Origin of the sequence: Nocardia sp. NBC_00881, from assembly GCF_045207455.1 — a bacterium.
Lineage (GTDB): Bacteria > Actinomycetota > Actinomycetes > Mycobacteriales > Mycobacteriaceae > Nocardia.
Genome location: NZ_CP108798.1, coordinates 2,083,324 through 2,106,162, shown reverse-complemented (window position 1 = coordinate 2,106,162; position 22,839 = coordinate 2,083,324). Strand labels below are relative to the sequence as shown.

Below are 22,839 nucleotides of genomic sequence, written 5' to 3'. Positions count from 1 at the left end.
ACAATCAGGAGTCCCACCAATGGCTGACAACGACGAGCTACGCCGGTACCTCAAGAAGACCGCAAAGGAGCTGTACGAGACCAAACAGCAACTCCGCGAGCTCACCGACCGGTCGAATGAGCCGATCGCCGTCGTCGGCATGGCCTGCCGATACCCCGGTGGCGTGCGATCACCGGAGGATCTGTGGCGCGTGGTAGCAGACGGCGTGGATGCTGTCGGGGACTACCCGTCCGACCGGGAGTGGGACCTGGAGCGGCTGTACAACCCGGATCCAGATGTGCCGGGCACGATCTACACCCGTGAAGGTGGATTCCTCGACGCCATAGGTGACTTCGACGCGGGCTTCTTCGGGATCGGTCCACGAGAGGCCGCGGCGATGGACCCGCAGCAGCGTCTGATGCTGGAGGCGTCTTGGGAGGCGCTGGAGGATGCCGGTATCGATCCGACCACGTTGCGCGGCAGCGATACCGGGGTCTTCGCCGGGGTCATCCAGCAGTACTACGGTCCCCGCATCGGCTCGCCGACCATCACCGCCGAGACCGAAGGCCATGCCTACCTGGGCGCTTTGAACAGTGTGCTGTCCGGTCGGATCGCGTACACCCTCGGCTTCAAGGGTCCGGCCATCTCGGTGGATACCGCGTGCTCGTCGTCGCTGGTGGCTCTGCATCTGGCGTGTCAGGCGTTGCGGCAGGGTGATGCGTCGTTGGCGCTGGCGGGCGGGGTTACCGTGATGTCGGATCCGTCTTTGCTGATCGCGTTCGCGCGGCAGCGTGCGTTGTCCTCGGATGCCCGTTGCAAGGCGTTCGCGGCGGCTGCCGACGGGACGGGTTTCTCCGAAGGCCTCGGGCTGCTGGTGTTGGAGCGTTTATCGGACGCACAGCGGCTCGGGCACACTGTGCTGGCGGTGGTGCGTGGCAGCGCGGTCAACCAGGACGGCGCGAGCAACGGGCTGACGGCGCCGAACGGTCCGTCGCAGGAACGAGTGATCGCGCAGGCGTTGGCCAATGCCGGTCTGGATCCGTCGGATGTCGACGCGGTGGAGGCGCACGGCACGGGCACGATGCTCGGGGATCCGATCGAGGCGCGGGCGTTGATCAACGTCTATGGTGCACGGCGGGAGAGCGGGCCGCTGCGCCTGGGATCGCTGAAATCGAATGTCGGTCACACTTCGGCTGCGGCGGGTGTCGGTGGCCTGATCAAAATGATCGAGGCTATGCGGCACGGTGTATTGCCGAAGACGCTGCACGTGGATGCGCCGACGCCGCATGTGGATTGGTCTGCGGGTACGGTGCGGCTGCTTCAGGACAGTGAGCCCTGGCCTGCGGGTGAGCGGGTGCGGCGCGCAGGTGTGTCGTCGTTCGGGGTCAGCGGTACCAACGCGCACGTGATTGTGGAGGAGGCGCCCGCCGATCCGGTCGCCGCCCAGGCGGGAGGCGAGTCCCCGGACAAGAGTGCTCCGGGGCAGGCTGATCAGGTGGCGGCTGCGAAGCCCATCGCGCCTGCCCAACAATCTTCTGACGCGGCATCAAATTTCGTTCCGCTGTTGATATCGGCCAAGTCCGACGAAGCGCTCCGTGCCCAGGCGGTTCGTTTGCGGGAGTGGCTGATCGGCGATCCCGACGCGAACGTATGGGATGTGGCGCATTCTTTGGCGACGTCGCGGGCACTGTTGGACTGGCGCGGTGTGGTCGTGGGGCGGGACCGGGAGCAGTTGCTGGCCGGTCTGGCCGACCTGGCGGCGAGTTCGCCAAGCGCGATCCAGGCGAAAGCGGGTTCCGATAAGACAGCGTTCCTGTTTACGGGCCAGGGTGCGCAGCGTGTGGGTATGGGTGCGGGTTTGTACGCGTCCTTCGACGTGTTTGCGTCGGTGTTGGATGAGGTGTGCGCCCAGTTCGATCCCTTGCTGGGGCGGTCGTTGCGGGAGTTGATGTTCGCTGACCCGGCCGGGGACGCCGAGGGGTTGTTGGATCGGACGGAGTTCACCCAGCCCGCGTTGTTCGCGTTCGAGGTGGCGTTGTACCGGCTGGTGGAGTCGTTCGGTGTGACGCCGGATGTGGTGATCGGGCATTCGATCGGGGAGTTGGCGGCTGCGTATGTGGCTGGTGTGTGGTCACTTGCGGATGCTTGCACCCTGGTGGCGGCGCGTGGTCGGTTGATGGGTGCGTTGCCGGTGGGCGGCGCGATGCTTGCTGTGGCGACCGGCGAAGCACGAGCAACGGATGTCGTTGCCGGTTTCGGCGATCGGGTGTCGATTGCCGCGGTGAACGGTCCGTCCTCGACGGTGTTGTCGGGGGACGCCGACGCCATCGAGGAGATCGAGCGGCGGCTGTCCGGCGAAGGGGTCAAGACGAATCGGTTGCGGGTCAGTCACGCCTTTCACTCGGCGCGGATGGATCCGATGTTGGCCGAGTTCCGATCGGTGGCCGCGGGTGTCGCCTATCAGTCACCGACATTGCCGATCGTGTCGAACGTGTCCGGTGAGTTCGCCGGTGATGCGATGACCGATCCGGAGTACTGGGTGCGGCAAGTGCGTGGATGTGTGCGGTTCGCGCCGGGTGTGGACGCCCTCCTTGCGGGAGGTGCGCGGCGTTTTGTCGAGGTGGGACCGGATGCGGTGCTGGCGGCGATGACGCGTGGGTGTCTGGCCGAGAACCCGGAGATCGAGTCGTCGTCGTCGGTGGCGGCGGTCTCACGCCGGTCAGCCGATGAGGTGGCGCAGTTCGTCACGTCGCTGGCGCAGGTTCATGTCGCGGGTACGCGGGTGGATTGGGATCCGTTGTTCGCGGGTCGCCCACTGCGTCGGGTCCCCTTGCCCACGTATGCGTTCCAGCATCGGCGTTTCTGGTTGCGGTCGGGCGGCGTCGACGCGTCGCCGTCGTTGACGGATCATCCGATTTTGACGGGGGTGGTCGGGCTGGCGGGTACCGACGAGTGGTTGTTCACCGGCCGGTTCTCGTTGCGCACCCATCCGTGGATCGCCGACCACATGACTTACGGCGTAGTGGTCGTGCCGAGCGCGACACTGATCGAATTCCTCCTCGTCGCGGGCGGCCGGATCGGTTGCGGGGTGGTCGAGGAGCTCACACTGCAGGCGCCGATCCTGCCGACCGACAACGACGAGGTCGAGCTACAGGTGTTGGTCCAGGCGCCGGACGAGAGCGGACGACGGCAGTTCGAGTTCTACTTCCGCAAGTCGGGCGAGGACGAGTGGACCCACAATGCTACCGGCGCGCTCGCGGCCGAATGGCACGGTGATTCGGCGTTGTTGTCGCGGTTGCGGGACGAGGAATGGCCGCCGGTCGATGCCGAACCCATTGACAGCAGAGGGATTCCGGAGCAGATCGCGAAGGGCTCCGGACTCGAATACGGTCCTGCGTTCATCGGCGTCCGCGCCGCGTGGCAACGCGACGACACCGTTTTCTCGGAGATCGCACTGGACACCGACGCGGCGCCGGAGCCGGGACGCTTCGACCTGCACCCGGCGCTGCTGGATCTGGTGATGCACACCGTCCTCGCCCGGTTGGCGTGGCGCGATATGGACGAGGATCCGGACGCAGGCAGGCTGCTGTTCCGGTGGGGCGGTGCGCGATTCCACAAGCCGACGGCAGACGGCGGACAGTGGCCTGCCGAAGTGACGACGCTTCGGGTCATCGGGATCGCGACCGGAGCGGAGACCGTGTCCGTCGCGACTGTCGATCCGGATGGCAATCCGATCGTGTCCATCGACGCGGTCGTGATGCGCCCGTACGACGTCAAGGAATTCCGGGCCAGCCTGTCCGGTGACGAGGCGAACCTGTACCAGGTGCGCTGGGAGCGCACCGCGATATCACCGGCCGACCGCCCCGTACCGCCGATGGCTGTGCTCGCAGGCACACCCGTGCAGGGTATCGATGCACGCTACCCGTCGGTCGCCGATGTTGTTGCGGCCGAAGGTATTCCCGGTGTGGTGGTGTGGCGGGCGACCGAGCCGTCCGGTATCGAGTCGTCCGCCGACGATCCGGAAAAGGTTCGGGCGACGGTGCACGGCACGCTGGCGACGCTGAAATCCTGGCTTGCCGAAGAACGCGTGTCCGGTGTCCGGATGGTCGTGGTCACGACGGGTGGCGCAGGGCTGCCCGGTGAGGCTCCGCAGCTGGCTGCCGCCGCGGTGTGGGGACTGGTCCGCAGTGCACAGTCCGAACATCCGGAACGGTTCATCCTTGTTGACGAGGACCCGGCCAGGCCGCTCGATGTCGACCGGATCGCCGCCGTGCTGCGGACAGGCGAGCCACAAGCCGCGGTGCGCGGTGCGGAGGTTTTGGTTCCCAGGCTGACGCGCGCATCCGCTTCGGACGACACCGGCGTGCCGCCGTCGTTCGGGGACGGGACGGTGCTGATCACCGGCGGCACCGGCGGACTCGGTGCGTTGTTCGCCCGCCACCTCGTCATCGACCACGGCGTGCGCCGGCTGGTGCTGACATCGCGGCGGGGCCCCGAGGCAGCCGGTGCCGCCGAGCTGGTCGCCGAGCTGGCGCGAGCGGGGGCCGAGGTCCGGGTAGTCGCGTGCGACGTCGCCGACCGCGATGCGGTGCGGAATCTGTTGGACACCGTCGATCCCGACGTCGAATTGACCGCCGTCGTGCATACCGCAGGGGTTCTCGACGACGGCACCATCGAGTCGTTGACCGGCGAACAAGTGGATCGGGTGTTGGCGCCGAAGGTCGACGGGGCGTGGCATCTGGACGAACTGACCCGTGACCGCGACTTGTCGGCGTTCGTGGTGTTCTCGTCGATCGCGGCGGTGCTCGGGACATCCGGGCAAGGAAACTACGCCGCGGCGAACGGCTTCCTGGACGCGCTGGCGCAGCGGCGCCAGGCTGCCGGGCTGCCCGCGACGTCGCTGGCGTGGGGGCCGTGGCACCAGGGCAGCGGTATGACCGGTGGTCTGGACCGCGCCGCGCTCGCGCGCTTTGATCGGCTCGGGCTCGGCCGGCTCGACGACGGCGAGGGCGTGCGGCTTTTCGACAACGCCGTCGCTCGCGCCGACGCACGACTGGCTCCGCTCAGGTTCGACGCGAGCGCGCTGCGCCGCGAGTCCGAGCCCGCCGCGGTTCCCGCGGTGCTGCGCGGATTCGTGCGGCGGGCGGCGCGCCCGGCGCAGGCCGCGGCGGACCCGTCGGCGGGACTCGCGGCAGCGGGTGCGCTGAGCGCCCGGCTGGCACAGGTGCCGGAGGCGCGACGCGGCGAGGTGGTGCTCGAGGTGGTGCTGGCGCAGGCTGCGGCGGTGCTGGGGCATGACTCGGCGGAGGACATTCGGCCAGATCAGCGCTTCGACGAGGTCGGATTCGATTCCCTGGGCGGCGTGGAGTTCCGTAACAGGCTGGCCAAGGCCACCGGTCTCCAGTTGCCGTCGACCTTGGTATTCGACTACCCGACCGCGGCGGCGGTGGCGAAGCTGGTGCAGTCCCGAGTCGAGCCGACAACGGTCGGCGCCCCCGTCAAGAAGGCTCCGCGCCGGGTTCGGGCCGACGAGCCGATCGCCATCGTGGGGATGAGCTGCCGGTTCCCCGGAGGGGTCGAATCCCCGGATGCGCTGTGGGACCTCCTCGCGTCCGGAACCGACGCGATCGGCGAGTTCCCGTCGGATCGTGGCTGGGACCTGGAGCGGCTGTTCGATCCCAATCCGGACAAGCCCGGCACCGTCTATGCCCGTCACGGCGGATTCCTCTACAACGCAGGCGATTTCGACGCCGGCTTCTTCGGCATCAGCCCGCGGGAGGCGTCCGCGATGGACCCGCAGCAACGTCTGTTGCTGGAAGCTTCCTGGGAGGCTTTCGAGGACGCGGGCATCGACCCGATTTCGCTGCGCGGCAGCGACACCGGAGTGTTCGCAGGAGCGTCCTCCTCGGGCTACGTCGATCGAGTGACCGGCGATCTGGAGGGCTACCGGCTTACCGGCACCACGCACAGCGTGATCTCCGGCCGGTTGTCTTATGTCTTCGGCCTCGAAGGGCCGTCCGTCACCGTGGACACCGCGTGCTCGTCGTCCCTGGTCTCTCTGCACCTGGCTTGCCAAGCACTGCGACAGGGGGAGAGCTCGTTGGCGCTGGCCGGCGGCGTGACGGTCGCAGCCACTCCGTACCTCTACGTTGATTTCGCGCGGCAGCGCGGTCTCTCGCCCGATGGACGCTGCAAGTCGTTCTCCGCCGCGGCCGACGGCGTCGCCTTCTCCGAGGGCGTCGGCGTGCTTGTGCTGGAGCGCCTGTCCGACGCCCGGCGCCTGGGCCACAACGTCCTCGCCCTCGTACGCGGGACGGCTGTGAACCAGGACGGCGCGAGCAACGGTTTGACCGCGCCGAACGGTCCTTCCCAGGAACGGGTGATCGCGGCGGCGTTGGCCAATGCCGGACTCGAGCCGTCGGACGTCGACGCGGTCGAGGCGCACGGTACCGGAACGACATTGGGCGATCCGATCGAGGCACAGGCGCTGATCGGCGTCTACGGGCAGGACCGCGTAGGGCCACCGCTGCGGATCGGGTCGATCAAGTCGAATATCGGACACACCGTGGCTGCGGCAGGCGTCGGCGGCGTGATCAAGATGGTTCAGGCGCTTCGGCACGAAACTCTGCCGAAAACGCTCCATGCGGACGAGCCGAGCCCGCACGTGGATTGGTCGGCGGGGTCGGTGCGGTTGCTGACCGCGGCGGAGCCCTGGCCTGCCGGCGGACGCGTTCGCCGCGCCGGGGTGTCCTCGTTCGCCATCAGCGGCACCAACGCACACGCCATCCTCGAAGAAGCACCTGCCCGTCGAGTTCCGACATCGCAGCCCGCGCACACAGACCGGCCCCGCACCTCCGCGGCCGTGCCGTTGCTGGTGTCGGCGACGAGTGAGGCCGGTTTGCGGGCGCAGGCGGACAGGTTGCGGCAATGGCTGCTCGATAGGCCGGAACGGGACCTGGCCGACGTCGCCTATTCGCTGGTGAACGCCCGCGCCCAGCTCGACTGGCGCGGAGCCGTCGTCGGTCGCGATCGGGACGAGCTGGTGGCCGGTCTGGCCGATTTGGCTGCTGGTTCGCCGGGCACGATCGAGGGCACAGCGGGTTCGGGCAAGACTGCGTTCCTGTTCACCGGGCAGGGTGCGCAACGAGCGGGGATGGGTGCGAGGTTGTACGCGGAGTTCGACGCGTTTGCGGCGGCGTTCGACGAGGTGTGCACCCAGTTCCAACCGCTGCTCGGCCGCTCGCTGAAAGATCTGGTCTTCGCCGAGGACGCCGCGCTGTTGGATCGGACGGAGTGGACGCAGCCTGCGTTGTTCGCGTTCGAGGTGGCGTTGTTCCGGTTGGTGGAGTCGTTCGGTGTGACACCGGATGTGGTGATCGGGCATTCGATCGGTGAGCTTGTCGCCGCGTATGTGGCGGGTGTGTGGTCGCTCGAGGATGCGTGTGTGTTGGTGGCGGCGCGTGGTCGATTGATGGGGGCGTTGCCGGAGGGCGGCGCGATGCTCGCGGTCGCCGTCACGGAGGACGAGGCGCGGGAAGTCATCGCCGGATACGGCAACAAGGTCTCGATCGCGGCGGTCAACGGTCCCACCTCGGTGGTGGTATCCGGTGATGAGGACGCCATCGATGAGGTGGAGCGCCTCATGGTCGGGCAGGGCCACAAGACGTCCCGGCTGCGGGTCAGCCATGCGTTCCATTCCGCCCGAATGGAGCCGATGCTGGCCGAATTCCGTTCAGTAGCCGAAGGATTGAGCTACAGCCTGCCGAATGTGCCGATTGTGTCGAACATCTCCGGCGCGATCGCCGGGAAAGAGTTGACCGAGCCGGCCTATTGGGTCGAGCAAGTGCGGGGGTGCGTGCGGTTCGCTCCGGGAGTAAACGCTCTCGGCTCGGCAGGTGTGCGGCGGTTCCTGGAGATCGGCCCGGAGGCGGTGCTTGCGGCCATGACTCGGGAATCCCTCGCCGAGAATCCGGAACTCGAAGCAAAGTCCACGGTGTCGGCGGCGGGTCGTCGTGGGGTTGATGAGGTGGTTTGGTTTGTGGGGTTTTTGGCGCGGGTGCATGTTGTTGGGGTGGGTGTGGATTGGGGGGTGTTGTTGGCGGGGGGTGTGGTTGGTCGGGTTGGGTTGCCGACGTATGCGTTTCAGCATCAGCGGTATTGGTTGGCTGCGGCGGGTGTGGGTGATGTCCGGGCTTCGGGTGTGGATGGTGTGGAGCATCCGTTGTTGGGTGCGGCGGTGTGGTTGCCGGAGTCCGGGGGTGTGGTGTTGACGGGTCGGTTGTCGTTGTCGAGTCATGCGTGGTTGGCCGATCATGTGATCGGTGGGGTGGTGTTGTTGCCGGGTACGGCGTTTGTGGAGTTGGCGTTGCATGTGGGGGCGATGGTGGGTAGTCCGCGGTTGGCGGAGTTGGTGGTGGCGGCGCCGTTGGTTGTGCCGTCGGTGGGTGCGGTGGAGTTACGGGTGATGGCCGCTGGAGCCGATGAGGCGGGCTCACGAGTGGTGTCGGTGTATTCGCGTCGGCAACGCGAGGGTGAATCGGAGCAGGCGGACTGGGTTCGTCATGCCACGGGAACGCTTGTCACGGCGTCGTCGTCGGGTCGGGTCGGGTCGATGGAGGCGAGTTGGCCGCCGGTGGCGGCGTTGCCGGTGGAAATCGGTGATCTCTACGGCGAACTCGCCGAGCGGGGTTACGGGTACGGACCCCTGTTCCAGGGGTTGACCGCGTTGTGGCGGCGTGGGGGAGAGGTTTACGCGGAAGTGGATCTGCCCGAGCAGGCGCAGTCCTCGGCGGGCCGGTTCGGAATACATCCGGCGTTGCTGGATGCGGTACTGCACGCGGTGGCTCTGGGCGGGCTGGTCTCCCCGGCCGCTGCGGGAGAGATCCTGGTGCCTTACTCGTGGGAGAACGTGGATCTACACGCTGTGGGGGCGGGGTCGGTGCGGGTGGGGTTGAGCGTGGCCGAGGCTGATTCTTCTTCTGGTGTGGATAGTCGACGGGTCAGGTTGACACTCGCTGATGCCGGGGGCGTACCGGTGGCCGATGTCGCGGTGTTGACACTGCGCCCGGTCCCGATCCGCGCACTGGGATCTTCTGCTGCTGCAGTGACCGGTGGCGGTGTCCACCGGCTCGGTTGGATCGCGTTGCCCGTCGCCAAGCCCGGTGATGTCGGTGCCGACCCGCAGTGGACACGCACGCAGCAAGGGGAAACGGTGACCGTCGCCGGCACGCCTTCCGGGGTGCTGCGCCTCGAGCAGGCACCTGCGGGTAGGGATATGCCCAGCGCGGTTCATGACCGACTTGTCGAGGTAGCCGACGCAGTCCGGGAACTGCTGGCACGCCATGAGCGGATCGTGGTCGTGACCAGGGGCGCGGTCGGGGTGGATCCCGGCGAGGCAGTGGATCCGATCGGCGCGGCGGTGTGGGGCTTGCTGCGTAGCGGCCAGAATGAGAACCCCGGCCGGATCACCCTCATCGACGTGGATCGTTGGGACGGCTACCGCGACGGTGTCGCGGCTGCTTCGGCCCTCGCGGACGAACCTCAGATCGCGTTGCGACACGGCCTACCGTTCGCGCCGCGATTGACCCGCGGTATCGGTGACACAGTGGGGGCCAGTGAGTTGTCACACGCTCCGGGGTGGGCGTTGACCCAGCTCGGTAAGGGCACTTTGACCGGGGACAACCTTGTTCTGGTCCAGACACCGACCGCATGGCGGGCGTTGGGACCTGGCGAGGTTCGGGTGGGTTTGCGTGCGGCGGGAGTCAATTTCCGGGATGTGTTGATCGCGTTGGGTATGTATCCGGACACCGATGCCGTGATCGGTGGTGAGGGTGCGGGTGTGGTGTTGGAGGTGGCCTCCGACGTCACCGAATTCGCGGCGGGTGACCGGGTTTTCGGGTTCGTCGCCGATATCGGTTCGGTAGTGGTGACCGACCACAGGATGCTGGCCCCGATGCCGCAGGGCTGGTCGTTCGCGCAGGCCGCCGCGGTACCGGTGGTGTTCGTGACGGCGTATTACGGCTTGGTCGATTTAGCGGAGGCCAAACCCGAGGAAACGTTGCTGCTGCACGCCGCGACCGGTGGTGTGGGCACAGCTGCTGTCCAGTTGGCGCGCCATCTGGGTTTACGGCTGTTGGTGACCGCCAGCCAACCCAAATGGGATGTGCTGCGGAGTATGGGATTCGACGATGCGGTGATCGGGGATTCCCGCACCCTGGACTTCGAGCGCAAGTTCCTGGAACTCACCGACGGACGCGGTGTCGATATCGTGTTGGATTCGCTGGCAGGTGAATTCGTGGACGCGTCGCTGCGACTGTTGCCACGCGGTGGACGGTTCCTGGAGATGGGATTGATCGATCGCCGCGACCCCGGTGAGGTCGCCGCGCGGCATCCAGGTGTGGACTATCGAGGTTTCCACCTCAGCGAGATCGATCCGGACCGCACCCGAGAGATCCTGAGCGTGCTGGTCGAGCTGTTCGACACCGGGGTGCTGGCCCCACCACCGGTGACGGGCTGGGACGTGCGTCAAGCCCCCGAAGCGTTCCGGTACCTCAGCCAGGCACTGCATATCGGTAAAAACGTGCTCGCCATTCCAGCGCCGCTACGGCCCGAGGGCACCGTGTTGATCACCGGTGGTACCGGTGGGCTGGGTGCGGTGGCGGCCCGGCATCTCGTCACCGAGCACGGTGTCCGCAGACTGGTGTTGGCAGGCAGGCGTGGTTGGGCCGCGCCTGGTATCACCGAGCTGACGGCCGAACTGACCGGGCTCGGTGCGCAGGTCGATGTGGTGGCGTGTGATGTGGCCGACCGGGCGGCGCTGGATGAATTATTGGCGGGAATCCCTACGGAGTACCCACTGACCGGTGTCGTGCACGCGGCAGGGGTCTTGGCCGATGGTTTGCTCACCGACACCACCGCCCAACAGTTCGCGACGGTGTTGGGTCCGAAGGTGGATGCAGCATGGAACCTGCACGAGGCCACCAAGAATCTGGATCTGTCGATGTTCGTGTTGTACTCCTCGATCGCGGGAGTGATCGGCAGCCCGGGTCAAGCCAACTACGCGGCAGCGAACACCTTCCTGGACGCATTCGCCCAATACCGGCATCGCAACGGCTTGCCCGCGACATCGATCGCGTGGGGTCCCTGGCGCGGCACCAGCGGAATGACCAGCACCCTGTCCGAAACCGACTTCGCCCGTATACGCCGAGACGGTCTGGTTCCCCTCGACGACCAACACGGAATGGCACTACTGGACACCGCCCTGGGCCTCGGACTCCCCACCATCACCGGAGTACGACTGGACATGGCAGTACTCACCACCCAAGCCACCGCAGGAACACTACCCAAAACACTCAACTCCCTGGTCACCACCTCCACACGCCACGTCGACACCGTACGATCACTAGCACAACGACTGGACCTGATGCCGGAGGCCGAGTGGCAGCAGGCTCTGCTCAACATCGTCCTGGAACAGGCAGCCGCGGTGCTGGGCCACTCGTCCGTCGGCGACATCAGACCGGAGAAGGGATTCGACGAACTCGGATTCGATTCGCTCGCGGGGGTGGAACTCCGGAACCGGCTCGCCAAAGCCACCGGCTTCGACCTGCCCTCCACGCTGATATTCGACTATCCCAATCCGGTCGACCTGGCCGGCTATCTGCACAAGCAGGCAAAGGTGACGCTGCGGCCGACCGCGCAACCGTCCCTCGTCGCGATCGTGCCCGACGATCTCGCTCACCTGGAGGCGATGGTCGAGCGTGTCGTCACGGCAGGAAAAGACACCGCGACCGTTACGGCGCTGCGTGTTATCAGCGATCGGCTGCGTTCCTATCTCGGCGACAGTCGAGGGGACGACGACTACGACGACCTCGCACTGCATTCCAGTAGCGAGCTCTTGGATCTGATCGATGAGGAGTTCGGTTCAGCATGAGCAACGAGGAACGGCTTACTCGGTACCTGCGCAAGCTCACTGGAGATCTGCGCTCGGCCAACAAACACATTCGCGATCTGGAAGACCGCGCCAGAGAACCGATCGCGATCGTCGGCATGAGCTGCCGCTACCCCGGTGGCGTCGAATCACCAGCACAGCTGTGGGATCTTGTCGCCTCCGCGACCGACGCGGTCGGCTCGTTCCCGACCGATCGCGACTGGGACCTGGAGCGACTCTTCGACCCGGACCCGGATACGCCGAGCACCATCTACACCCGTGAAGGCGGATTCCTCGACGCCATAGGCGATTTCGACGCGGGCTTCTTCGGAATCAGTCCACGAGAAGCCGCGGCGATGGATCCGCAGCAGCGTCTGATGCTGGAGGCGTCTTGGGAGGCGCTGGAGAACGCCGGTATCGATCCGACCACGCTGCGCGGCAGCGATACCGGCGTCTTCGCCGGGGTCATCCATCAGCATTACGGTCCGCGTGTCGGTTCTTCGGCCATCACCGCCGAGACCGAAGGCCATGCCTACTTGGGTGTTTCGAACAGTGTGCTGTCCGGTCGGATCGCGTACACCCTCGGCTTCAAGGGTCCGGCCATCTCGGTGGATACCGCGTGCTCGTCGTCGCTGGTGGCTCTGCATCTGGCGTGTCAGGCGTTGCGGCAGGGTGATGCGTCGTTGGCGCTGGCGGGCGGGGTTACCGTGATGTCGGATCCGTCTTTGCTGATCGCGTTCGCGCGGCAGCGTGCGTTGTCCTCGGATGCCCGTTGCAAGGCGTTCGCGGCGGCCGCCGACGGGACGGGTTTCTCCGAAGGCCTCGGGCTGCTGGTGTTGGAGCGATTATCGGACGCACAGCGGCTCGGGCACACGGTGCTGGCGGTGGTGCGTGGCAGCGCGGTCAACCAGGACGGCGCGAGCAACGGGCTGACGGCGCCGAACGGTCCGTCGCAGGAACGAGTCGTCGCGCAGGCGTTGGCCAATGCCGGTCTGGATCCGTCGGATGTCGACGCGGTGGAGGCGCACGGCACGGGCACGATGCTCGGGGATCCGATCGAGGCGCGGGCGTTGATCAACGTCTATGGTGCACGGCGGGAGAGCGGGCCGCTGCGCCTGGGATCGCTGAAATCGAATGTCGGTCACACTTCGGCTGCGGCGGGTGTCGGTGGCGTGATCAAAATGGTCCAGGCTATGCGGCACGGTGTATTGCCGAAGACGCTGCACGTGGACGCGCCCACCCCTCATGTGGATTGGTCTGCGGGCACGGTGAAGCTGCTCCAGGAGAGCGAGCCATGGCCTGTGGGAGAACGGATCAGGCGCGCGGGTGTGTCCTCCTTCGGGGCCAGCGGCACGAATGCCCACGTCATTCTCGAGGAGGCGCCCGCCGATCCGGTCGTCGGGGAACCCGAGGCCTCGGGCGTCGATTCGAAGCAGACGGCGTCGGCGGAGCCGAGCGTTGCGTCGGATGCCGTGCCGTGGCTGGTATCGGCGAGTTCCGAGTCGGGTTTGCGGGCGCAGGCGGATCGACTGCGGCAGTGGGTGCTCGAGGATTCCGACGCGGACGTGTGGGATATCGCGAACTCCCTGGCGACGTCACGTGCCCAGTTGGATTGGCGCGGAGCCGTCGTCGGGCGCGACCGCGAGGAGCTGTTGGCGCGTTTGGCGGCCCTTGCCGATGATGCGTCCGCTCTCGGCGCCGGTGTGGTTCGCGGCATCGTCGGCTCGGGGCGCACGGCGTTTCTGTTCACCGGTCAGGGCGCGCAGCGTGTCGGGATGGGCGCGGAGCTGTACCGAGCGTTTCCGGTGTTCGCTGCGGCGCTGGATGAAGTGTGCGCTGCGTTCGATCTGCTGCTCGGGCAAGCCCACCCGGCACCCGACCGCCACATCCCAGGGAACTCAGCGCTGTCGTTGAAGGATCTGATGTTCGCCGAGGACGACACGGCGCTGTTGGATCGGACGGAGTTCACCCAGCCCGCGTTGTTCGCGTTCGAGGTGGCTTTGTACCGGCTCGTCGAATCCTTCGGCCTGACCGCGGATATGCTGCTCGGCCACTCTATCGGTGAGCTGGTTGCGGCGTATGTCGCTGGGGTCTGGTCGCTGCCGGACGCGTGCGCGCTGGTGGCGGCGCGCGGGCGGTTGATGGGCGCGCTGCCCCACGGCGGTGCGATGCTGGCGGCAGCCGTATCCGAAGACGAGGCGGTCGCCATGGCGGCCGAATACCCCGACAGGCTGTCGGTGGCCGCGGTGAACGGTCCGTCGTCGGTGGTGCTGTCCGGCGACGCCGACGCAGTCGAGGAGATCGAGCGGCTGCTCGGCGATCAGGGGCGCAAGACGAACCGGTTGCGGGTCAGTCACGCCTTCCATTCGGCGCGGATGGAACCGATGCTCGACGAGTTCCGGGGGGTGGCCGAGGGATTGACCTATCACCGACCCACCGTCCCGATCGTGTCGAACGTCTCGGGAGTCGTGGCCGGTGACGAGCTGACCGATCCGGCGTATTGGGTCCGTCAGGTACGGGCGGCCGTGCGGTTCGCTCCAGGGGTACGGGCACTGACCGCGGCCGGGGTCAGGCGGTTCCTGGAGGTGGGCCCGGACGCCATCCTCGCGGCGATGACACGCCAGTGTCTGGCCGAGGAACCCGATGTCGAGACGCGGTCCGTGGTGGCCTCCGCCGGTCGGCGCGGCGCGGACGAGGCCACGCAGTTCACCACATTCCTGGCCGCCGCGAACACTGCGGGACTCGAGATAGATTGGCGCTGCTTGTACACGGGCCGGTCGACGCGTCGGGTTACCTTGCCGACCTATGCGTTCCAACGTCAGCGGCATTGGTTGTCCCCCAGCCACGGACTCGGCGACGTGGGTCGTGCCGGTCTGATGCCGGTCGATCACCCCATGCTGGGTGCGGCGGTCGCCATTGCCGGTAAAGACGAGTGGCTGTTCACCGGCCGATTTTCGACGGTGTCGCAGACCTGGATCGCCGATCACACAGTTTTCGGCGCGGTACTGCTGCCGGGGACCGGTTTTGTGGAGCTGGCGTTGGCGGTCGGTGCTCGATTAGGTGTCGACATCATCGACGAGCTGGTTCTGGAAGCGCCGCTGCGATTGGACGACCACACTGAGATCGACGTCCAGATCAGTGTCGAAGCGCCCGATGGCGACGGGCGCAGGCGGTTCGTCGTGGCGTCCAGGACAGTCGACCAACCGTCCGCGGACGCAAGCGGAATCACGCACGCGCGCGGCATTCTCGCTCCCGGCGCGGCGATCGATGCTCCGGCGTACGACAGCGACCACGGCCCGGGCGACGCGACGCCTGGCGACATGATCTACGACCGGTTGGCTGCGCGCGGACTCGGTTACGGACCCGCGTTCCAAGGTGTGAGTCGTCTCTGGCGTGACGGCGTCGACGTCCTGGCCGATGTGCGGTTGCCCGTCGAGGTCAGTGCGGACGCCTCCCAGTTCGGTATCCATCCCGCGCTGCTGGACTCCACGCTGCATGCCGCGGTTGAGGAGTTGGCCGCCGACCTGCAGGCCGATCAGGCGCCGCTGCCGTTCTCGTTCAACGGCGTGCGGTTGTACCGCCCGGGAGCGACGGCCGTGCAGGCGCGAATCCGGCGTAGCGGAGCCGACAGTGTGCGGCTCGAGCTCGGCGACGAAGCGGGCGCCCTCGTGTTGACCGTCGATTCGCTGCGGGCGCGTCCGGTGAACAGCCAGGCATTGCACGATGGTCGATCTTTCGGTCGCCACGGGCTCTACGACATCCAGTGGAGCGCCGTCCAATCCCGTTCGACGGTCGATACCGGCACCCGGCGGACCGCCGTCGTCGGCTCGACGTCGGCGTCCGGGTTCGAGGAGAGCTACCCGGACATGGCCGCGCTGGCCGAGGCTGTCGGGGACAACGGTCCGGATGTAGTGGTGTGGTTCGCCCATGACGACGCCGACTCGGTGTCCGCCGACGACAGATCGATGTCGGCGGACACCGTGCGTCGGCGCGTGCACACGGCGCTGGCGACGGTGCGGTCGTGGTTGCGCCTTCCCGCCGCGGCGGCTGACGCGCGACTGGTCGTGGTGACGCGTAATGGCGCGGGTTTGCCGGGGGAGGATCCTGATCTGGCCGCGGCGGCCACCTGGGGTCTGCTGCGCAGCGCGCAATCGGAGCATGCCGGTCGGATTGTCTTGCTGGACGGCGACGGTGAGGTGACCCCGGAACTGATCTCGTCGGCCGTGGCCGCCGACGAGGCGCAGTTGGCGGTGCGCTCGGGTGTGCTGCTGGCGCCGCGGCTGACCCGTCGTGACATACCTGAGGGCGGGTCGAGCATCGAGTTCGGTTCGGGTGCGGTGTTGATTGCCGGTGGTACCGGCGGGTTGGGTGCGTTGGTGGCGCGGCATCTGGCCGGGACGCGTGGAGTGCGTGATCTGGTGTTGGTGTCGCGGCGCGGTGAGCGGGCCGAGGGTGTCGCTGAGCTCGTGGCCGAGTTGAGCGAGCTCGGGGCTCGGACGCGGGTGATGGCTTGTGATGTGAGCGATCGCGCCGCGGTGGAGGCGATGCTCGATGATATTTCTGATGGTCCCGCGTTGACGGCTGTCATTCATGCGGCGGGTGTGCTGGCCGACGGCACTGTGGAGACGCTTACGCCGGAGCAGGTCGACGGGGTGCTCGCGCCGAAGGTTGATGCGGCGTTGAACCTGCATGAGCTGACTTTGGATCGTGAGTTGTCGGCGTTCGTCCTGTTTTCTTCGGTTGCGGCGGTTCTGGGTTCGGCGGGTCAGGGTAACTATGCGGCGGCGAACTCGGTGTTGGATGCGCTGGCGCGTCGTCGTGTCCACGCGGGTCTGCCGGCTGTGTCGGTGGCATGGGGTCCGTGGAACCAGGCCGGCGGGATGACCGCCGAACTGGGTACGGCCGCAGTAGAGCGGCTGTCGCGCATGGGCTTCCGCTCGTTGGCCGAAGACGATGGGCTCGCGTTGTTCGATCTGGTGGGTGGCGCGGATGTCCCGTTCGTCGCCGCGGTCGACTTCGATACGGCATCGTTGTCGGTTCAGGCGCGTGCGGGTCTGTTGCCGGGTTTGATGCAGTCGTTGGTGCCGTCCGTGCGTCGTGCCGACCGGGGTGGTGGGGATCTGGCGCGGCGGTTGGCATCGGTGTCGCCGGATAAGCACGACGCGATCGTGCTCGATTTCGTGCGGAGTCAAGTTGCCGCGGTGTTGGGTCATACCTCCGGTGAGCTGGTCGATGTCGAGAAGCCGTTCAGTGCCATGGGTTTCGATTCGCTGGGTGCTGTCGAGTTCCGTAATCGGCTCGCCAAAACCACCGGTTTGCGGCTGCCCTCCACCCTCGTCTTCGACTATCCCACCACCCGGGCCGTGGCGACGTTCATCAAGTCGCTAGTCGGGGAAACTCCCGACGCCGCGGGCGGGGCGGCGAGAACCGCGCGCCGGGTGCACACCGACGAGCCGATCGCGATCGTGGGTATGGCCTGCCGGTATCCCGGCGGTGTCGAGTCGCCGGATGAGCTGTGGGATCTGGTGTTGTCGGGCACGGACGCCATCAGTGAGTTTCCGCCGGATCGTGGCTGGGACCTGCGTCGCCTGATCCATCCGGACCCCGACAACTCGGGTACGTCCTACGCCCGCGAAGGCGGATTCCTCACGAACGCGGGCGATTTCGATGCGGGCTTCTTCGGGATCGGTCCTCGTGAGGCGATCGCGATGGATCCGCAGCAACGGTTGCTGCTGGAGGTGTCGTGGGAGGCGTTGGAACACGCGGGGATCGATCCGACGTCGTTGCGGGGCAGCGATACCGGTGTCTACACGGGTGTGATGTATCAGGACTACGAGGCCGTGACGCGCAAGGGTGGGTCCGAGGTCGAGGGGTATGTCGCGACCGGTGCCGCGGGGAGTGTGGTGTCGGGGCGGGTGGCCTACGCGTTGGGTTTGGAGGGGCCCGCGATGACGGTGGATACGGCGTGTTCGTCGTCGTTGGTGGCGTTGCATGTGGCGTGCCGGGCGTTGCGTCAGGGGGAAAGCTCGCTGGCGTTGGTGGGTGGTGCGACGGTGATGGCGACACCGATGGTGTTCGTGGAGTTCTCCCGGCAGCGCGGTTTGGCTCCGGATGGGCGGTGCAAGTCGTTTTCGGCAGCGGCCGACGGGGTGGCCTGGTCCGAGGGTGCCGCGGTGTTGGTGGTGGAGCGCCTGTCGGACGCGCGGCGTTTGGGGCACAACGTGTTGGCGGTGGTGCGCGGCAGTGCGATCAATCAGGACGGCGCGAGCAATGGTTTGACGGCGCCGAACGGCCCGTCGCAGGAACGGGTGATCGCAGCGGCGTTGGCGAATGCCGGGTTGGAGCCGTCGGATGTGGATGCGGTGGAGGCGCATGGGACGGGGACGCGGTTGGGTGATCCGATCGAGGCGCAGGCTTTGATTGCGGCCTACGGGCAGGGTCGGGCGGGTGAGCCGTTGCGGATCGGGTCGTTGAAGTCGAATATCGGGCATTCGCAGGCGGCTTCGGGTGTGGGTGGCGTGATCAAGATGGTGCAGGCGTTGTGGCACGAGACGTTGCCGAAGACGCTGCATGTGGATGCCTTGTCCCCGCATGTGGATTGGTCGGCGGGATCGGTACGGGTGCTGACCGACGCGGAGCCGTGGCCTGCCGGCGACCGGGTGCGGCGCGCGGGAGTGTCGTCGTTCGGGATCAGCGGCACGAACGCGCACGTGATCCTCGAGGAACCACCGGCGGCACCGTCGCCGCATGCCGTATCAGAGCATGGCGGCGGCGAACCAGTGTCGGCAGTGTCGGACATCGACATCGACGTGGTGCCGCTGGTGGTGTCGGCGAAGTCGGAGGAGGCGTTGCGTGCGCAGGCGGACCGGTTGCGGGCATGGTTGGCCGACCGTCCGGATGTGGATACAGGGGCCGTGGCGCGGTCGTTGGTCGACTCGCGGGCGACGCTGGATCGGCGAGGGGTCGTTGTCGGGCGTGATCGGGAGGAGTTGTTGGCCGGCCTGGCTGCTTTGGCGTCGGGTTCGGTGACGTCGGGTGTGGTCGCCGGCGTTGCGGGTCCGGGAAAAACAGCGTTCCTGTTCACGGGTCAGGGTGCGCAGCGGGTCGGTATGGGTGCGGGGTTGTACCAGGCATTTCCGGTGTTTGCCGCGGCGTTGGACGAGGTCTGTGCCGAGTTCGATCGTCATCTGGGTGGATCGTTGCGGGAGGTGATGTTCGCCGATTCGCGGGGTGTGTTGGATCGGACGGAGTGGACGCAGCCTGCGTTGTTCGCGTTCGAGGTGGCGCTGTTCCGGTTGGTGGAGTCGTTCGGTGTGACACCGGATGTGGTGATCGGGCATTCGATCGGTGAGCTTGTCGCCGCGTATGTGGCGGGGGTGTGGTCGCTCGAGGATGCGTGTGTGTTGGTGGCGGCGCGTGGTCGGTTGATGGGGGCGTTGCCGGAGGGCGGTGCGATGCTGGCAGTCGCTGTTCCGGAGGCCGATGCGGCGGAAGCGATCGCTGGGTACAGCGGTCGGGTGTCGCTCGCGGCGGTGAATGGTCCCGATGCGGTGGTGATCTCCGGTGATGAGGATGCCGTCGGCGAGATCCAGCAAGGCCTTTCCCAGGTCGGCCGCAAGAACACGCGGCTGCGGGTCTCGCACGCGTTTCACTCGGTGTTGATGGAGCCCATGCTCGACGAGTTCCGTGTCGTGGCCGAAGGATTGACCTATCGGGAGCCGTCCCTGCCGATCGTGTCGAACGTGTCGGGTGCGCAGGCAGGCGATGAGGTGCGTGATCCGGAGTACTGGGTGGCGCAGGTTCGCGGTTGCGTACGGTTCGCTCCCGGTGTGGACACGCTGGTCGAGTCCGGTGTGCGCAGGTTCGTGGAGGTCGGCCCGGACGCGGTGCTCACCGCGATGATCCGTCAATGCCTGGCGGAGCGTCCGAATGCGGGGATGGTGGCGGCGTCCTCCCGGCGATCGATCGACGAGGTAGTCCAGCTCGTTACGTGCCTCGCACACGCGCACACAGTGGGAATGCCGGTGGACTTGCGGCGCTTGTTCGCCGGACACGCCGCGAGCCGGGAGGCATTGCCCACCTACGCGTTTCAGCACCAACGCTACTGGCTGCAGCCGGCATCCCAAGTCGTGGCAGGTTCGATCGGGCATCCGCTGCTGACGAGCGCAGTGCAGCTCGCAGGAAAAGAAGAGTGGCTGTTCACCGGGCGGATCTCGGTGCGCACTCATCCCTGGATCGCCGACCATGCGGTGTTCGGCTCGGTGTTGCTACCCGGGACGGCATTCGCGGAATTGGCCTTGGCCGCGGGTTCGCGACTGGACGCCGGCGCCATCGAGGAACTGCTGCTGGAGGCCCCGCTTGTGTTCGCGGGCGACGCCGAGTTCGACCTGCAGCTGAGTGTCGGGGCGCCCGACGGCGAGGGTCGGCGCACGTTCGCGATCTACTCTCGCTTCGAAGCCGCCGACCGGGACTCGAATGATGTGGAGCCGTGGGTGCTGCATGCAGGCGGTGTCCTGGCCGCCGCCGCTGACGCCGCCCCGACCTGGAGCGAACAGACCTGGCCCCCCGCCAGCGCCCATGCGTCGGCCGACACATCCCTCTATGACCGACTTGCGCAGCTGGGTTTCGAGTACGGACCGGCGTTCCAGGGCGTGACCGCGACGTGGACGCGCGGCGAGGAGACATTCGCCGAAATCTCCCTCGACGAATCCGTCGTCGGTTCGGCATCCGCGTTCGGCATCCATCCCGCGTTGCTGGACGCATGCCTGCACGTCGCCATCGACGAGCTGACCCACGATTTGCCTGCGGGTCGGTTGCCGCTGCCCTTCTCGTTCACCGGAGTGCAGCTGTGGCGCTCCGGCGTCGGCGCGGTGCGCGCGAAAGTGGTCCGGGATGACAATGGGAAGGCCGGGATCGTCGTTGTCGACGACACCGGTTCTATCGTGCTGACCATCGATGCGGTCGTTACGCGTCCGGTCGACGCCGAAGTGTTGAACGCGGTAAGCACAACTCGCCGCTCGTCGCCGCTGAACCTGCAATGGATCGAATCGGCGCTGCCTGCTCCGGGGTCTGCCGGTGCGCTGGCGACGTTGGGTTCGGCGCGGGTGCCGGGGATCGACCGCCACTACACCGACATAGCTGAGCTGGCTGCGGCCGAGGAGATTCCGGACGTGATCGTCTGGTCGCTCGCCGAAGAGCTCACCGCGACCAACGGTGAGCGCGCCGGAGCGATTCGGCGGTCGATCCACACAACCTGGGATGTGCTGCGATCCTGGCTGTCGATCGAGCGGCTGGCGGACACCCGCCTGGTGGTGGCGACCCGTCGTGCGACGGGCCTGCAGGGCGAGTCTGTGGACCTGGCCGCCGCCGCGGTGGCAGGCATGGCCCGCACCGCCCAATCGGAAAACCCCGGCCGGATTGTGCTGCTGGACTACGACGGCGAGCTGGGCGCCGAAGTCGTGCGGAGTGTGGTCGAGTCGGATCATGCGCAGGTAGCGGTACGCGCCCGGAGGATGTTCGTGCCGCGTCTGGCCGACGGCGGTGTTTCCGCCGCGGCTCAGTCGTTGGAAAGGGCTGACACCGAGGCCCTGTCATCCGACTCCGCCACGTTCGGGGACGGCACAGTGTTGATCACCGGCGGCACCAGTGGGCTGGGCGCGGTGATGGCTCGGCATCTGGTGGCCGCGCACGGCGTCGAACACCTGCTGCTGGTGTCCCGGCGAGGCGCGGCGGCGGCGGGAGTCGCGGAGCTGGTCGCCGAGCTGACCGAAATGGGAGCCGAAGCCCGTGTCGCCGCATGTGATGTCGGTGACCGAGCGAGTTTGGCGGCTGTTCTCGAATCGGTCAGGACCGAATATCCGTTGACGGCGGTGATTCACTCCGCGGGTGTGGTCGATGACGCCACGATCGAAAAACTGACACCGGAACAGATCGATCGCGTGCTCGTACCCAAAGTCAACGGCGCACTGAACCTGGACGAGCTCACCCGAGGCCACGACCTGGCGGCGTTCGTGATGTTCTCCTCCGTTGCGGCGATGCTCGGTGCGCCTGGACAAGGCAACTATGCGGCGGCGAACTCGTTCCTCGACGGACTGGCCCGCGCCCGCCACGCCCAGGGGCTGCCCGCGTTGTCGGTGGCCTGGGGACCCTGGAGCCAGGAAGTGGGCATGACCGGCAAGCTGGATCGGGCCGCAGTGGCACGGTTGGAGCGGATGGGCATCAAGGTGCTCGGCGACGACGACGGGATCGCGCTGTTCGACGCCGCGGTCGCCGCGGGTGAGGCTGTGGCCGCCTGCGTCGAATTCGACAAGCCGACACTCTCGGCCCAGGCCCGAGCCGGGCTGTTGTCCGATGTGCTCAGTGGCCTTGTGCCTGCGCGGGCACGACGCGCGCCCAGCGACGTCGCCACCGGCGGCCAGTTGGCTGGGCGGCTCGCCGCCGCGCCGGAGGACCAACGGGATGCGCTGGTACTCGGATTCGTGCGGGAACACGCCGCGGCTGTTCTCGGATACTCCTCGGCCGCTGCCATCGAGCCCGAGACCCCGTTCAACGAACTGGGATTCGATTCGCTCGGCGGTGTCGAGTTACGGAATCGGCTCGCCGAGGCGGCGGGCATGAAACTACCGTCGACGCTGGTATTCGACTACCCGACCGCTACCGCGGTGGCGAAACTGTTGCGCTCGCGGTGGGATGCCACCTCGACCACATCGGCGGTCGACGACCAGATCACCTCGCTTCGATCGTTGTTCGCGACCCTGTCGTCCAGCGGGGACAAGGAGCGCCTGGCCGAGCGGATCCGCTCGACGCTGGCCGAAGCTCTGGAGGACCGTGAATCCGCGGCCCGCGGCGACCGCGTCGCCGTCGAGGCGGCGAGCGCCGACGAGCTCTTCGCTCTCATCGACCAGCAGATTACAAAGCAGTAAGACAAGAAGGGA

2 protein-coding genes are annotated in these 22,839 nt (G+C 67.1%); both read left to right on the top strand.

Going from position 1 to position 22,839, the window contains the following annotated elements; translation table 11 throughout:
- Positions 1–19 precede the first annotated feature (19 nt).
- Positions 20–11,908, top strand: coding sequence for an SDR family NAD(P)-dependent oxidoreductase (locus OH799_RS08360; protein WP_406277439.1), 11,889 nt, complete (start codon positions 20–22; stop codon positions 11,906–11,908).
- Positions 11,905–22,827: a type I polyketide synthase gene (locus tag OH799_RS08355; RefSeq protein ID WP_406277436.1), complete on the top strand. Its 10,923-nt coding sequence runs from the start codon at positions 11,905–11,907 to the stop codon at positions 22,825–22,827. The genes OH799_RS08360 and OH799_RS08355 overlap by 4 nt, the downstream gene beginning before the upstream one ends.
- Positions 22,828–22,839 lie beyond the last annotated feature (12 nt).

Excerpts from the sequence above, each read along its gene's own strand:
- OH799_RS08355 (WP_406277436.1), top strand. The coding sequence starts at position 11,905 with ATGAGCAACGAGGAACGGCTTACTCGGTACCTGCGCAAGCTCACTGGA.
- OH799_RS08360 (WP_406277439.1), top strand. The coding sequence starts at position 20 with ATGGCTGACAACGACGAGCTACGCCGGTACCTCAAGAAGACCGCAAAG.